The 14,402-nt window shown below is 41.9% G+C and carries 17 protein-coding genes; 12 read left to right on the top strand and 5 right to left on the bottom strand.

The genetic code is table 11. The features are described from left to right. Positions 1-61 precede the first annotated feature (61 nt). Positions 62-1,153 carry an anthranilate phosphoribosyltransferase gene (trpD, locus tag ACEW80_RS20620; protein WP_373528379.1) on the top strand — a complete coding sequence of 364 codons (1,092 nt, stop codon included), beginning with the start codon at positions 62-64 and terminating at the stop codon, positions 1,151-1,153. Here trpD and ACEW80_RS20625 read toward each other — a convergent pair. Then, positions 1,083-2,123 (bottom strand): TIGR02281 family clan AA aspartic protease, encoded by a 1,041-nt coding sequence (locus tag ACEW80_RS20625; RefSeq protein ID WP_373528380.1) that lies wholly within the window; start codon positions 2,121-2,123, stop codon positions 1,083-1,085. The two genes, trpD and ACEW80_RS20625, sit on opposite strands and share 71 nt — an antisense overlap. A 180-nt stretch (positions 2,124-2,303) precedes the next feature. On the opposite strand from ACEW80_RS20625, the gene carA reads away from it, so the two are divergent. From carA to ACEW80_RS20650, 5 genes are all read left to right on the top strand, one after another. Then, on the top strand, positions 2,304-3,467 hold the full coding sequence (gene carA, locus ACEW80_RS20630; protein ID WP_373528381.1) for a glutamine-hydrolyzing carbamoyl-phosphate synthase small subunit: 1,164 nt from the start codon (positions 2,304-2,306) through the stop codon (positions 3,465-3,467). Between the two features lie 146 nt (positions 3,468-3,613). Next, positions 3,614-3,979: an STAS domain-containing protein gene (locus tag ACEW80_RS20635; RefSeq protein WP_373528394.1), complete on the top strand. Its 366-nt coding sequence runs from the start codon at positions 3,614-3,616 to the stop codon at positions 3,977-3,979. A gap of 343 nt (positions 3,980-4,322) precedes the next feature. Then, positions 4,323-4,805, top strand: a complete 483-nt coding sequence (locus ACEW80_RS20640; RefSeq protein WP_373528382.1) for a Mini-ribonuclease 3 — start codon at positions 4,323-4,325, stop codon at positions 4,803-4,805. 92 nt (positions 4,806-4,897) lie between these two features. Then, complete coding sequence (rlmB, locus tag ACEW80_RS20645) at positions 4,898-5,977, top strand: 23S rRNA (guanosine(2251)-2'-O)-methyltransferase RlmB (protein WP_373528383.1); 1,080 nt, start codon at positions 4,898-4,900, stop codon at positions 5,975-5,977. 87 nt (positions 5,978-6,064) lie between these two features. Further along, positions 6,065-6,367, top strand: coding sequence for a DUF1816 domain-containing protein (locus ACEW80_RS20650; protein WP_373528384.1), 303 nt, complete (start codon positions 6,065-6,067; stop codon positions 6,365-6,367). A gap of 155 nt (positions 6,368-6,522) precedes the next feature. Here the strand turns inward: ACEW80_RS20650 and ACEW80_RS20655 are convergent, their stop codons facing one another. Together ACEW80_RS20655 and ACEW80_RS20660 are read right to left on the bottom strand one after the other, a co-directional pair. Beyond that, positions 6,523-7,374, bottom strand: a complete 852-nt coding sequence (locus tag ACEW80_RS20655) for an alpha/beta fold hydrolase (RefSeq protein ID WP_373528385.1) — start codon at positions 7,372-7,374, stop codon at positions 6,523-6,525. Continuing rightward, positions 7,371-7,709, bottom strand: coding sequence for a hypothetical protein (locus ACEW80_RS20660; protein WP_373528386.1), 339 nt, complete (start codon positions 7,707-7,709; stop codon positions 7,371-7,373). Before ACEW80_RS20660 ends, ACEW80_RS20655 begins: the two co-directional genes overlap by 4 nt. Positions 7,710-8,120: 411 nt before the next feature. Between ACEW80_RS20660 and ACEW80_RS20665 the strand changes: the two genes are divergently transcribed. The 5 genes from ACEW80_RS20665 to ACEW80_RS20685 all read left to right on the top strand — a co-directional run bounded on the left by ACEW80_RS20665 (position 8,121) and on the right by ACEW80_RS20685 (position 11,934). Beyond that, on the top strand, positions 8,121-9,038 hold the full coding sequence (locus ACEW80_RS20665; protein WP_373528387.1) for a serine/threonine protein kinase: 918 nt from the start codon (positions 8,121-8,123) through the stop codon (positions 9,036-9,038). Between the two features lie 54 nt (positions 9,039-9,092). Continuing rightward, the gene (locus tag ACEW80_RS20670) at positions 9,093-9,674 is read left to right on the top strand and encodes a hypothetical protein (RefSeq protein WP_373528388.1); all 582 of its coding nucleotides are present in this window, start codon (positions 9,093-9,095) and stop codon (positions 9,672-9,674) included. Continuing rightward, entirely contained in the window at positions 9,674-10,447 is a 774-nt protein-coding gene (locus tag ACEW80_RS20675; RefSeq protein WP_373528389.1) for a hypothetical protein, read from the top strand. The genes ACEW80_RS20670 and ACEW80_RS20675 overlap by 1 nt, the downstream gene beginning before the upstream one ends. A gap of 164 nt (positions 10,448-10,611) precedes the next feature. Further along, positions 10,612-11,085, top strand: coding sequence for a hypothetical protein (locus ACEW80_RS20680; RefSeq protein WP_373528390.1), 474 nt, complete (start codon positions 10,612-10,614; stop codon positions 11,083-11,085). 39 nt (positions 11,086-11,124) lie between these two features. Beyond that, positions 11,125-11,934: an Rpn family recombination-promoting nuclease/putative transposase gene (locus tag ACEW80_RS20685; RefSeq protein ID WP_373528391.1), complete on the top strand. Its 810-nt coding sequence runs from the start codon at positions 11,125-11,127 to the stop codon at positions 11,932-11,934. A gap of 141 nt (positions 11,935-12,075) precedes the next feature. Here ACEW80_RS20685 and asnS read toward each other — a convergent pair whose 3' ends face one another. Beyond that, positions 12,076-13,467, bottom strand: a complete 1,392-nt coding sequence (gene asnS, locus ACEW80_RS20690; RefSeq protein ID WP_373528395.1) for an asparagine--tRNA ligase — start codon at positions 13,465-13,467, stop codon at positions 12,076-12,078. Between the two features lie 2 nt (positions 13,468-13,469). Further along, positions 13,470-13,832: a hypothetical protein gene (locus ACEW80_RS20695; RefSeq protein ID WP_373528392.1), complete on the bottom strand. Its 363-nt coding sequence runs from the start codon at positions 13,830-13,832 to the stop codon at positions 13,470-13,472. Between the two features lie 90 nt (positions 13,833-13,922). Between ACEW80_RS20695 and ACEW80_RS20700 the strand changes: the two genes are divergently transcribed. Further along, positions 13,923-14,201, top strand: coding sequence for a DUF6439 family protein (locus ACEW80_RS20700; RefSeq protein WP_373528393.1), 279 nt, complete (start codon positions 13,923-13,925; stop codon positions 14,199-14,201). Positions 14,202-14,402: the final 201 nt, after the last annotated feature.

Below are 14,402 nucleotides of genomic sequence, written 5' to 3' on the forward strand. Positions count from 1 at the left end.
GGTAGGATAGCTTCCATGCCCTTCAACGTAGCTACACCTTACAACACCACAAACTTTAGCTATGATAAGTTCCCCGATCGCTGCTCAAGAATCCTCTGTTAGCTGGTCTATCCTGCTGCAACAATTAATAGATGGCCAATCATTGTCCCGTACTCAGTCTGCTGAATTGATGCAAGGATGGCTCAGTGAAGCCGTTCCCCCAGAGTTATCAGGAGCAATTTTAACAGCGCTGAACTTTAGAGGCATTTCTGCCGACGAGTTGACCGGCATGGCTGAAGTACTACAATCTCAATGTTCCCCACTCACCACTCACCACTCTTCACTACTCAGCACTCAGCACTCACCACTCAGCACTATAATAGATACCTGTGGCACTGGTGGAGATGGGTCATCAACCTTTAATATTTCTACAGCAGTTGCATTTGTCGCCGCTGCATCTGGCGTACCCGTCGCTAAACACGGCAATCGTTCAGCGTCAAGTCTCACGGGAAGTGCAGATGTATTGGAAGCCTTGGGTGTAAACTTGAGTGCTTCTAGTGAAAAGGTGCAAGCCGCACTACAAGAAGTAGGCATCACTTTCTTGTTTGCCCCTGGCTGGCATCCAGCACTCAAGGCGGTTGCCCAATTGCGGCGAACTTTGAAGATCCGAACGGTGTTTAATTTGCTGGGTCCGTTAGTAAATCCCTTGCGTCCAACTGGGCAGGTAGTGGGCTTATTTACTCCCAAACTTTTGGCAACTGTTGCCCAAGCTTTACAGAATTTGGGCAAAGAAAAAGCAATTGTGCTGCACGGGCGAGAAAAACTCGATGAGGCGGGGTTAGGAGATTTAACTGATTTGGCGGTGTTATCAGAGGGAGAAGTACAGTTAACTACGATTAATCCCCTAGATTTGGATATAACGCCTGCTCCTATAGGTATGCTTCGGGGTGGGAATGTCCAAGAAAATGCGGTGATTCTCAAGGTGGTACTGCAAGGTAAGGGAACTCAGGCACAACAGGACGCGGTAGCCTTAAATACATCATTGGCGCTGCAAGTAGCGGGTGTAATACCGTTACTGGATCATGCCCAAGGGATTAAAATCGCTAAGGATATCCTACAAAGTGGGGCGGCTTGGACGAAGTTGGAGCAGTTAGTTGAGTTTCTGGGGAATTGATTTGCGATCGCAATTGCGGACGAAATTCTACTACATTACGTTTGATGGTGACATCGTAGTTGCCAAAGAAGTCATGTCCTAGAAGTCCTGTTTCTAGTTCCTCTCCGGCGATCGCTACTGGTACTCTATTAACTATTACCCCGCCAACTGCCATCGAATTAACATAGCCCACAGGAAATTCTACAGATCTGGAACTCGCGGTGTTTGCCCTAGCTTTCCCCACTGTCACGATTCCCAAGGTATTTGCCATTTGTTGGGTGATGACAGTGCCACTGGCTCCTGTATCCACAATCATCTCAAATTGTTGCTGGCCATTGAAGGTGACTTCGACAATTGGCGTTCCACCAATCCGCCTTTTAATTGGGGCTGTAAATACTTCCTGATCTGGAATCAGCACTGCTGATGAGGGCAAAGCTGGTTTTGGTGGTAACAGTTTTATGGCTACAGGAGGTAATGTCAACTTTGGTGTGGTTGCTATTTGGGGAACAACAACCACTATCCTCCTTGGTTCGGCAACGCGCACAGGGCGAGGAGTAGCTTGCTGTTTGGCATATTTGATTTGCCGCCGATATTCTGTGATTTTGGATTGAGCGAAGGTAAATTCTGGGGTTTGTCGCTGCACTTTTTGCATCAGGGCGATCGCACCCTGGTATTGACTCGCCACCAAATTCCAATCATCTGGAGATTGAGCAGATTGGCTGATACTCCAAGCACTAACAGCTTTGTCTAGCGCCAGTTCAAAAACACTGAGTTCACTTTCAGATGGCTTTAGCGGCTGCGCTTCTGGGGTAGCTGCTGGTGTTGTTGGTTCGACGGCAGGCTGTACTGATGCCGAATCTCCAATTGGCACGGGTTGCTCATTGCCACCAGTCGTAGTGTTCCGTTTGTCTTCACTACAGGCAACACACAAAACCGCTAGAGCGCTTGATAGAAAAATTAGGATTGCACGGGATAAAGAAGACTGAAGCATAATTAATATTAACTGCCCAAGCTTTGCCAAATCCACTCCCGCTACTTTAATAATTCCCTTTTAATTTTAATTAATTATTCTAAAAACTTCCAATTACTCAACTCATGGGATAATTAACAATCGCAAATAGGGAGTAGGGAAGAGTTTTCCCAATGCCCACTCCCCACTCCCCAATCTACTATGCCCCTAACTGACGCAATACCAGCTTTACTTGTCTTAGCAGATGGAACAACTTATCGCGGTTGGTCTTTCGGTGCTACAGGAACCGCGATCGGAGAAGTGGTGTTTAATACTGGTATGACCGGCTATCAAGAAGTCCTGACTGACCCTAGTTACTCCGGTCAAATTGTCATTTTTACCTATCCTGAGTTGGGGAATACTGGCGTCAATCCTGAAGATGAGGAATCAGATCGCCCCCAGGTGCGAGGTGCGATCGCGCGTAATATTTGTCACCGACCGAGTAATTGGCGATCGACACAATCTTTACCTGACTACCTCAAACAAAAACAAGTACCAGGGATTTACGGCATCGATACCCGCGCCCTCACCCGCAAAATTCGGATGTTTGGAGCCATGAATGGTGGCATTTCCACAGCGATTCTTGATGAGGCGGAATTATTAGAGCAGGTACTAGCGGCTCCCAAGATGGCGGGATTGAATTTGGTTCGTGAAATCACCACCCCAACAGCTTATGAATGGTCAGATCCCACAATTCCAGCTTGGGAATTTAACTCTGAGGCTGCGGAAAATCTTGGGGAACCCTTTAAAGTTGTTGCCCTTGACTTTGGCGTAAAACGCAATATCTTGCGTCGCTTGGTAAGTTATGGTTGCCGGGTGATTGTTGTACCTGCTGATACGTCACCAGAAGAAATTCTCAAATATAATCCAGATGGTGTGTTTCTTTCTAATGGACCTGGCGACCCTGCTGCCGTCACAGAAGGGATTGCAACTGCCAAAGCGCTCTTGTTAAGTCAAAAACCGATCTTTGGTATTTGTATGGGACACCAAATTTTAGGTCATGCACTAGGGGCAGAAACCTACAAACTCAAATTTGGTCATCGGGGTTTGAATCACCCTGCCGGCTTACAACAACGGGTAGAAATTACCAGCCAAAACCATAGTTTTGCTATTGACCCAGATTCCTTATCTACGGCAGTTGTGGAAATCAGCCACCTAAACTTAAACGATCGCACCATTGCTGGGGTACGTCACAAATCTCTGCCTGTCTTTTCCGTACAGTATCACCCAGAAGCCAGTCCTGGACCTCACGATGCTGATTACTTGTTTGAGCAATTTGTTCAAACCATGCGAACAGCACGTCAAGCCGTGGGGAGTGGGGAGTAGGGAGTAGGGAGTGGGGAGTGGGGAGTTAGGAGTTATAAGAATTATTCCCCAATGCCCAATGCCCAATGCCCTACACAAAAAGATTGTAGACAACTTGCTCAAAAACCATTTATACTTGAGCGTTCACTTTAACTCATGAGGAGGGAATTATTGCTGAATCACTGAATCTAACCGTCAGCCTGAGGGGCACTCGTGAAGTCCGGGATAAGTGTCAGCTATTCCGCCTCACAGGTTTGTTAGATGCCTTTTCTGAGCCGACATTTCGCAAGGTACTTGACAGCAAGATTGACGAGGGGCCTAAGCACATTATTTTGGATCTCTCACAAATCGACTTTGTTGATAGCTCTGGCTTGGGTGCGCTGGTACAGGTAGCCAAGAAAGCTCAAACTGCTGATGGCACTTTGCAAATTGTCACAAACGCCCGCGTAACTCAAACGGTCAAGCTTGTTCGCCTAGAGAAGTTTCTCTCTCTGCAAAAATCAGTTGAAGACGCTCTAGAAAACGTCAAGTAGTCTTGATTGCTCGACCTGAGAGATCAATTCGGTTATCTAGATTCAACATCGGATAGCTTAATTTTTAAAACTTCTGGCAAAAAACCTCTCTCGTTGTGGGAGAGGCACAAAGCCAGTTGATATTATGTTTAAAGTTGATTAAAGGAAAGATTTAGGCAAAATTTGGTTGTTCGGCGTTTAAATCAGAGTGATCTAAAATGCCTCCTCTTAATCAAAAAGATAAAACAAGTAAGTAATTCTGATAGTGTTGATTATGCTAAGTATAGTATCATGGCATACTTCAGAAAAATTAGTTTTAGCGAAGAATGTCTTTCAAATGTAACCCTCAAGGAATAATTTATTTGTGAAATCAAAGGAGGAAGAGCTATTAGATGGGCGAGATGAAGCTTTCAAGCAGAGTTTATCTTGGACTCAAGCACTCTTGGTAACTACAGCGCCATTATCTCAACAGATTTCTCTCTCACAAGTGCAACAGATTTCTCCTACTGCCTTAGCATATTTGGGGGATGCAATCTATGAAGTGTATGTTAGGATGTTTTATCTGCTGCCATTGCAGCGACCAGAGGCTTATCATCGTTTGGTGGTGGCACAGGTAAGAGCGGAAACACAAGCGCTACATTTGCGATCGCTTATTCCTCATCTGAGGGACACCGAATTAGAAATTATCCGCCGGGGTCGAAACGCCGCTACAGGCCGTCCTAAGCGACTTGATCCCGAAATTTATCAACAGGCAACTAGTCTAGAAACCTTAATTGGCTACTTGTATCTTACCGATTCCCAGCGTCTAACCGAACTGTTGCAAATACTTCATCTAGAAAAAGAGTGAGAACTCAATTTTATAGTAGCCACAGCAGTAGATTAGGTTCAAGAAATTGAGGCGATCGCAATAATCAACCATACGCTATATCCATAACTCAAATGCAGAATAAACCAAGAAAAGTCAAGACCTCTAGCGAACCAAATCGTGGACAACCCGTAAAAATTCAGGGTAAGCGTGTTGTTACTAATCCCACTCGCAATCCCCGGAAAATAGATAGCAATCCCATCTCTGTTACTAATCCCACTGGCAATCCCAGAAAAATAGATAGCAATCCGATCTCTGTTGCTAATCTGACTCGTAATCCCAGGAAAATAGATAGTAATCCCATTTCTGGCAACTCTCGACAACGATATAGCAACTTCTCCCAGCCGTCTATATCTACACAACCGATAGAAGAAGATAGCGATCTCATCTACGGTCGTCATCCAGTATTGAGTGCGTTGCAAAATCAGCGCAATCTCAACCGACTCTGGATTACTACCCGTCTGCGCTACGACCCCAGCTTTCACCACTTCCTCCTGCAAGCCAAGGAAAATGGCACAGTTATAGATGAGGTTGAACCCAAGCGTTTAGACCATCTCACCAACGGGGCTAATCACCAAGGTGTGGCGGCACAAACTGCTCCCTACGCCTACATCGAATTACCTGATCTAATTGAACAGGCCAAATCTGTAACCGATCCTGTAATTGTAGTGGCTGATGGAATTACTGATCCCCATAACTTGGGTGCAATTATTCGCACCGCCGAAGCAATAGGCGCTCAAGGATTGGTGATTCCCCAAAGAAGGGCATCTGGGATCACTTCCACTGTGATGAAAGTGGCAGCCGGCGCGTTAGAAAATTTTGCTGTAGCTAGAGTTATCAACCTTGGCCGCGCTTTAGAAGAATTAAAAGAAGCTGGCTTTTGGATTTATGGAACTGCTGCAAGTGGCAGCGAACCCGTGCATACAGTCAATTTCACTGGGCCAATTGTTTTGGTAATTGGTTCAGAAGGTGAAGGTCTGAGTATGTTAACTCAACGCTCCTGTGATTTTTTAGTGTCGATTCCTTTACAAGGCAAAACTCCCAGCCTCAATGCTTCGGTAGCAGCAGGTATGACACTTTATGAAATTTATCGCCAGCGATCGCTAAATACGGTGTACTTAGATAAGTTACAAAAAATTTCTTTGAAAAAATAACAGTAACAGAGTATAAAGAAATGTAAAAGATAAAAAAGTAGCATATCGTTTAATATCCCATAGCACGTTTATAAATCGGCGAAAACTATGAAAACCATTTGGCATAACCTCAAGGAAGTGTTAATTAACACATTCGACTACCTCGGATTGGCTTGGTGGGTAGAGATTGTAACGCATAATCCCCGATGCACGTACTACTTCGGGCCATTTCTGAGTTCTTCTGAAGCAAGATTGGCAAGCATCGGATATATAGAAGATTTGGAGATTGAAGGAGCGCAGGGAATTGTTGTGGATGTCAAGCGCTGCAAACCTAATACCTTAACAATTGCTGAAGACTTGGGGGAAAGATTTGACCGTAAAGTACAGCCTATCTTTAGCGGTCAAATTTAAATTAGGCAAGAGAATGAATAGGACGCGGGGATGCGGGGATGCAAAGACACAGAAAATTCTTTTACTACGTAACTGCGTCTTTTTACTCACCGTGTCACCACATTTTCAATCTCTGTTTCTTCTTCGTCAATAGTCAGGATTTTTTCACCATTGGACTATTGACTACTAATTACCTGTGGATGTTCTTCCAGCCAACGATCAATGTCATTCAGCACCTGCTGGGGAACTTCCCACGGGAAAAGATGGGCGGTGTTGGGATAGCACTGCCATTGAGAATTTTGAAGGTGTCGAGCAGTTTCTAAGCTGGAATCAACTGTGATGTGGCGGTCTTGGACACCAGCAAGTACCAGGCTAGGACATTGAATTTGTCGCAGGTCTAGAAGCCGATTATATCCCGATTGAATTGCACTATAAAGGGCGCGAGTAGCAGCCGGAGAGGTTTGCAAATAAGCTGGTACTGCTTCGGTGGCGATGTAATTGTAAGTAGTAGATGTATGTTGTTGGATTAAATAGCGAAAAAGCGATCGCTTCGCAAAAGTTTCAATATTCCATTGCCAACTCGGTTTTATATAATTCAACAGCGCTGCAACACCAGTATATAAATTATCTTGCCAAGTGATGCTCGGATGACTGCCACGGGGTTTTGCGGCTGTCGCCACCAAAATCAGCCCTGTAATGCGCTCTGGCAAACGCAATGCTAGTTCCATTGCCAGAATGCCTCCAAGTGACCATCCCAATACTAGGCACTTTTCAATCTCAAAACGGTCTAGCAGGGCTTCTAAATCAGTCAAATGGTCATTCATCGCAAAATTACCATTGCAGCGACTTTTGCCGTATCCACGTAAATCAGGGGCAAAAGTTTGGTAGCGTTTTGATAAGTGATTGTTAAAGACAGAAAGACTACGACCAGTACCAGGATGACCGTGTAAGCCTAGAATGGGAAATCCTTGACCTTGGATGTAGACATTGAGAGGTGAAGCAGTAGTATGATTATGGCGATCGCTCATGACTCGCCGTTCTCCTGTCTACCGAACAAATATTCTAAAATGCGTTGACTCTCAGTTCGCAAGCCTCTAAGTTCAGTTCTAATTTCTCTGAGTTCGGTGACAATCCCTTCAAAGTTATGCCCAGTTGCTTCATGGTTTAGCTGATGTATCTCAACTACCTGCACCAAGGAATTTACGGTTGAGCGTAGTTGAGCGTTAGCGACTCTATCAGCTTCTATGGTGGCCGCGATCGCCTCTATAGCTACTGCGTTCGCTTCTATAGCTACCGTATTCGCTTCAGCCCTTTGTGCTGTCCGCTCTAAGATTGCTTCAATCCGGTCTAGCCTTTCTGTCATAGTAATTCGTGATCTTATTCTTTTAATTGTGTCACGGGACTAGCAGCGAAGGATTCTTTGTGAGTAAAGCCAATAGAACCACTAGCTAAGTAGGTGGGTGGGAAAATTTACAAGTATGTAACGATAATTTAACAAGAAGCATTAGAGTTAAAAATGTGAAGAATTGCTCATAATCAGGTAGTTACAAGATTGATTGTTATTTGATAGTAGTTTTCGATCAGATTGAATATAGCCAATAAATTAGGGGTACAACAATTGTTGTACCCCTAATTTATTGTGTATGAAATAAATATTATTGTACGTGCGTGTTCTAAAAACTATATGTTACTTTGTCAGAGTTTTAGGGAACTCTATTATTAGAACCTTAGATATGAATAAAAGTAGATTTTTTCGGAGATTTACTTCTGTGTAATGACCTATTGTATAAATCCCCATTGTCCAAAGCTTGTTGACCCAGCGAATGCAAACAACCTTATTTGCCGTAACTGTGGGTCAGAAATACTGTTGCAAGGTCGCTATCGGGCACTCAAACAACTAGGACAAGGTGGCTTTGGTAACACTTTTGAAGTTGACGAGTGTGGCAAAACTAAAGTCTTAAAAGTGCTGACTGATAATAACCCAAAAGCCATTGAACTATTTCAGCAGGAAGCAAAGGTTTTGAGTCAGCTAAACAGTGCGGGTATTCCCAAGGTAGAACCAGATGGTTATTTTACTGTTTTACCTAAAAATAGCTCTGTACTATTGCACTGTTTAGCAATGGAGAAAATTGAAGGCGTAAATTTAGAGCAGTGGATGGAATTTCGTAATTATCAACGTATTTCTGAAACTCAAGCTCTAAATTGGCTCAAACAACTTGTAGAAATTCTCGCTTTAGTACACGCTCATCAATATTTTCACCGTGATATTAAACCTCAGAATATCATGCTGCGACCAAATGGGCAGCTTGTCTTAATTGATTTTGGTGCAGTTCGACAAGTCACGACAACCATTTTGGCGGGAAATTCCCATACCAGAATCTTTTCACAAGGCTATTCACCACCAGAGCAACAAAACGGTTATTCGGTACAGCAGTCAGACTTTTTTGCATTGGGACGGACTTTTATTTTTCTGCTCACAGGTAAAGAACCCCAGGATAAAGAAATTTATGACCCTCTGACTAATGAGTTGCACTGGCGAAAATATGCACTCAATCTTTCTCCACTTTTGGCAGATTTAATCGACCATTTGATGGCTCCTACTGCAAATCATCGTCCTCAAAATACGCAAGTGATTTTGCAGAAATTGAACGAAATTGAAAAAGCGTTACAAATGCCTAGAGTACTATGGTAAAAAACGGCAATTCAATCAAGCAATGGGTCTAAATCTGCTCCGTCATCTAGTTCTTTGGCTACTGTATCAGTCGGTGGGGCTAAATCAGTCAATGCGTCTTCTAGCCAGACTCAAAAAAGCCAAAAACTTTGGCAAGTTCTCATCGGTTTAGGGCTGGGATATTTTGCTGTTGTTATTGCAGCTATTAATCAACCAAACACCAAAAATCCGGTTTCTGTTTCTCCTGTAGAAAATGTTCCGGTAGCTATTCCTAGTCCAGTTACCCAAATTCGTGAAATCCCATTAGTTGTTAAATCTCAACCTACAATAAGTCCTTCAACTTTGCATACATCTGACAAAGTTGAAACCGAACAAGTTCAAATAGAGGAGATAGAAAAACAAAAACTTCAGGCTGCTTTAAAAGCGGAGGAAGAGAGACAAGCGGCTATTAGAAAAGAAAGAGAGCAGTTAGAAGCTGTGATAAGGGAAACAAGAGAGCAATTACCACCTAAACAACAAGTTACAACAAAACGACCAAAAAATGCAGTAGATATAAATAATGATGGGGCTAATATCCCTAATCCTTGGGAATCTACATATCCCACACCTAAAATTTCCGATGAATTAGAACAAGTAATTAAAGAGGGAAATCAATAATGAAATTTACACTCAAAGGTTTAATTGCTTTATTTTTAACTAGCTCGGCTTTGTTTTTAACACCAATGAGAAGTGATGCACAGATTAATATGAAGACACTAGCTCAAGTAGCTAAAAGTTGTCAGAAAGATGTGCCTTCTAGGAGCTATTATCAGCCAATGACACTTAATGCTTATCTGGCCAATGAAATGAACTCTGAATATTTCAAAAAATTAGGATTATCCGGTTGTATATACCAACGATATCATTACTCTTTAGTATTATCTAAATTTCCTTGGCTTGCTTCAGCAGGAAAAATAATGCCTGGATATCCTGGCTCTGTCGTTGTTGGCAAGCTATCAGAAGGATTTCCTTATAGTTATCAACCAAGAAATATTTCGGACTGTCTGATTGCTCAGGATACCTCTAGTAATGTGTGTGAAAATGCCTTTGGTTGGATTGGATTAGGACGTAAATACAGAGATTCTATTAACATGGCTGATATTGATGATCAGTATATCCCTTATGTCTGTCCTTCTTGTGTTATTGCCCACGATAATTTATCAGGTTCAAACGAGCTAATTTTAAAAGCTTTTATCCAATGGTTTCTTAAACTTGATAAACCCAAAAGACGAGAAGTTATTTCGTTTCTAGGAGACAACTATAAAGTTCATCAATTGAGAATATCACTACAGGATGAATCTAGCGCAGCAGTACGAGAATATTGGAACGCACGCAAAAGAGTTGAGCAGCAGGAACAGGAACGGCGTAGACGAGAATTACTTGGGAATTAGGCTTTTGGACTCAAAATAATTATGCGTTAAGGCGTAAATATTATTATTTATGTTCATCAATTAAAATATTTTACGCCTTACGTAATTTTGATATTAAATCATAGACAAAAAAGACATTACATATTAATATTGTATTAATTTATAAATTGTACTTAATCTTAATTATGTCTAATCCCGCTTTTCGTAGTCCCTTACCAGAAAAACCCACTCAATTTGAGAAAGATATTAATGAGTTAGTAGAACAACTAAAAGCAGAAGTTGATAGAACTTATCAATATTACACAAAAGTTTATCCCCTTCAGGGACTATCGTGGATATATGGCACTGAAAATCAAGGAATGTCGCTATTTATTAGCAAGGCTAATGAAATACTTGAAAAGTACAGTTGCAACCTGAAAGAGGATGAGCCTAAAAACATACATGAAGCTTATCAACATTTTGCACAACAAGCGAATAACAAATATAGTGACACTAAAAATCTTGCTACTGAACTAGCTAAATGGATTCATGATTGTAATCGTGAATTAGGATTAGTTCCAAAAACAGGAGATTTGAAACTGGCTTTAACGGAAATAGAAAGTTTAAAAAATAGACTTTCTGATTTTAAAAATCTAAGGCAAACTAGAATTTTTTCATAAACTTTGAAATTATAAGAAATAGCTTCGATTGGAATCACTATGTATGACAACATCTGCAAATTCATTGCAGAAAACTTCAAAGACGACTTAGCCACATGGTTACTAGGTTCAGCAATTAAATTAACAGAACTAAGCCCCACAGAATTATCAAACGAACCGATTCGCGCCGATTCATTAATTTTATTGCAATCTGATGATTTAGTTCTACATACCGAATTTCAAACAGACCCTGATGAAGATATCCCCTTTCGGATGTTAGACTATCGCGTTAGGGTTTATCGCCGCTTTCCTAACAAAGAAATGCGTCAAATAGTAATCTATTTGAGAAAAACAAGTTCAGAATTAGTCAGTGAAAACAGTTTTAGATTAAACAACACTTACCATCAGTTTGAGGTAATACGCCTGTGGGAACAACCAACAGACAGGTTTATGAGTATTCCAGGTCTATTACCCTTTGCCGTGCTAAGTCAGACAAACGATCCTACAATGGTATTAACCCAAGTAGCCAAAGCAGTTGAAGCAATTAGCGATCGCCAGCTACAAAGAAATATAGCTGCTGCAAGTGGTATTTTAGCAGGTCTGGTGTTAAAGAAAGATGTAATTAGAAAGATTTTAAGGAGTGAGATTATGCGCGAATCAGTCATTTATCAAGAAATCCTAGAAGAAGGCGAAGCTAAAGGCAAAGCAGAAGGCGAAGCTAAAGGCAAAGCAGAAGGGAAAGCAGAAACAACAAGAAAGTTGGCTTTAAATTTGTTGGGAATTGGAATGAGTTTAGAGCAAATTGCTCAAGTTACTGAATTATCTATTGAGCAAATTCAAGTTTTACAAGAGGAGATTCAAAAATCTTAATTTTAACTAATCGCTTTGTAAAATACGCGACTATACAAGCAAAACCCGCGATCGCGGATTCCAAAGTTTTTATTAATCCGCACAGACGTACTTGGTTTGTATAGAGGCGATTTCTAATCGACTGATTTTTAAATTCTCAAATTAAAACTCAGCACTTTGCGGCGTGCGGGGAAACGGAATCACATCACGAATATTTCCCATACCAGTCATAAATTGCACGAGTCGTTCAAAACCCAACCCAAAACCCGCGTGAGGAACAGTACCATAACGACGCAAATCTAGATACCACCACAAGTCTTCTGGGTTTAATCCTTGCGCTAAAACGCGGCGTTCTAAAACTTCTAAACGTTCTTCTCGCTGGGAACCGCCAACAATTTCGCCAATTTTCGGTGCGAGAATATCCATTGCGCGGACGGTTTTTTCATCGTCGTTCAAACGCATATAAAAAGCTTTGATTTGCGCTGGATAATCTGTAACGATCGCAGGCTTTTTAAATAATTCTTCAGCTAGGTAGCGTTCGTGTTCTGATTGTAAATCTAAACCCCAACTCACAGGATACTCAAATTTAACATCAGCCTTTTCTAAAAGTGCGATCGCTTCTGTGTAAGTTAATCGTTCAAACTGATTATTAATAATATTTTCAGCTGTGGCTAACACAGATTTATCAATGCGTTCATTGAAAAATTCCATATCTTCTGGGCAAGTTTCCAAGACATATTTAAAAATGTGTTTGAGAAATGCCTCAGCTAAATCCATATCGCCTTCTAAGTCACAAAATGCCATTTCTGGCTCAACCATCCAAAATTCTGCTAGGTGGCGGGAGGTGTTGGAATTTTCTGCACGGAAGGTAGGGCCAAAGGTGTAGACGTTGCTAAACGCCATCGCCATAACTTCCGCTTCCAACTGGCCGCTAACTGTTAAATATGTGGGTTTAGCAAAAAAGTCTTGGCTGTAATCTACTGCTTGATTTTCGGTGCGGGGAATATTCTTTAAATCTAAACTGGTAACGCTAAAAAGCTCACCTGCACCTTCGCAATCGCTAGCAGTGATGATGGGTGTATGTACCCACAAAAAGCCTCTTTCTTGGAAAAATTGGTGAATTGCTGTTGAACAAGCATTTCTGACGCGAAAAACGGCACCAAAAGAATTAGTACGCGATCGCAAATGTCCAATGGTTCGCAGGAACTCAAAGGAATGGCGCTTCTTTTGCAGAGGATATGTATCGGGATCAGCTTCTCCGTAGACTTTCACTATCTCAGCTTTCAACTCAATTCGCTGTCCTTTGCCAAGAGAAGCCACTAACACCCCTGCTACTTCGACAGCAGCACCCGTATTGAGTTTTTTTAAGATCGCTTCGTAATCTGGCAAATCCTGATTAATGACGACTTGCAAATTAGCTAGTGATGAGCCGTCATTGACTTCAATAAAAGCAAACCCTTTGGAATCGCGTTTCGTCCGCACCCAGCCTTGAATTTGGAGGGACTCATCAGGTTGACCACTTCGCAATATTTCTGCAATCCGTCGATTTACCATATTTACCCAGCGTAAGACTTTAATATCCAGCCTATGATAACGCCCATTCCACCAAAGCGGACGACTTGCCAAAAAGGTTTCTTTAGGCTACGCCAAGAAAATAACTGGCTTTCTAAGTTTAGTTCTAGCATTTCCAACTGCTGTTGAATGTGCCGTAACTCTGCTTTGATTTTTGGTGTCTGAGATTTATTATGTTTCAGCTGATCCCGGCGCTGTTGCCATTGTGCCTGTTGTTGGCGATCGTGCTGCACTTGATCATAACGCTCTTTTAAGGATAGGAGCGATCGCTCTACTTCTGCCAATTCTTGTTCAAAATCTGGTTCTGGAGTTTCCTCCGGCGGTTGTGATTGTTTAGACGGCTTCATGTACAAGTAGTAAACTAAGATTAAATGTTAACCAATTGTCATTTGTCATTGGTAATTTTTCAAAGGACAAAGGACGAAGGACTTAAAATTATGTCTCAATCTACCCAGCTGCCTAAAACCAGTCAACTGAATGAACTTAGTACTCTGGAACTAGCTCAAGCCCTTATGCAAAGGCTGAGTATCTCCCCTGACGATTGGCATCGCCTCAAGTCTAACCGCAATTCCCGCGCCAATGAACAAGTGGCTGCCGCTATTGTGTATCTTTTAAAGAATCAGCCGCAAGAAGCTCAAGCTAGATTAGAACAAGCAGTTGGTTGGTTAGATCGCTCTATTTCTGCGCCTCCCTGTCCAACTCACGGCAAAAGTTAGGAGTTAAGAGTTAGGAGCTATGAATTATTATTCAACTCCTAACTTTTAACTCCTAACTCATACAGCACTTCCCAAAGTTATGAGGTACACTAATTGATCGAATTATCGTTGTTCTGTGCTAATAGTCGGGTAAGAAAGTTCGTAGCAAGGACTTCAGTCCTTATTTTCTAAGCACTAAAGTGCTTACTACAAACTTTTCAT

The sequence above is a fragment of the Nostoc sp. genome, from assembly GCF_041747015.1.
Taxonomy (GTDB): Bacteria; Cyanobacteriota; Cyanobacteriia; order Cyanobacteriales; family Nostocaceae; genus Nostoc.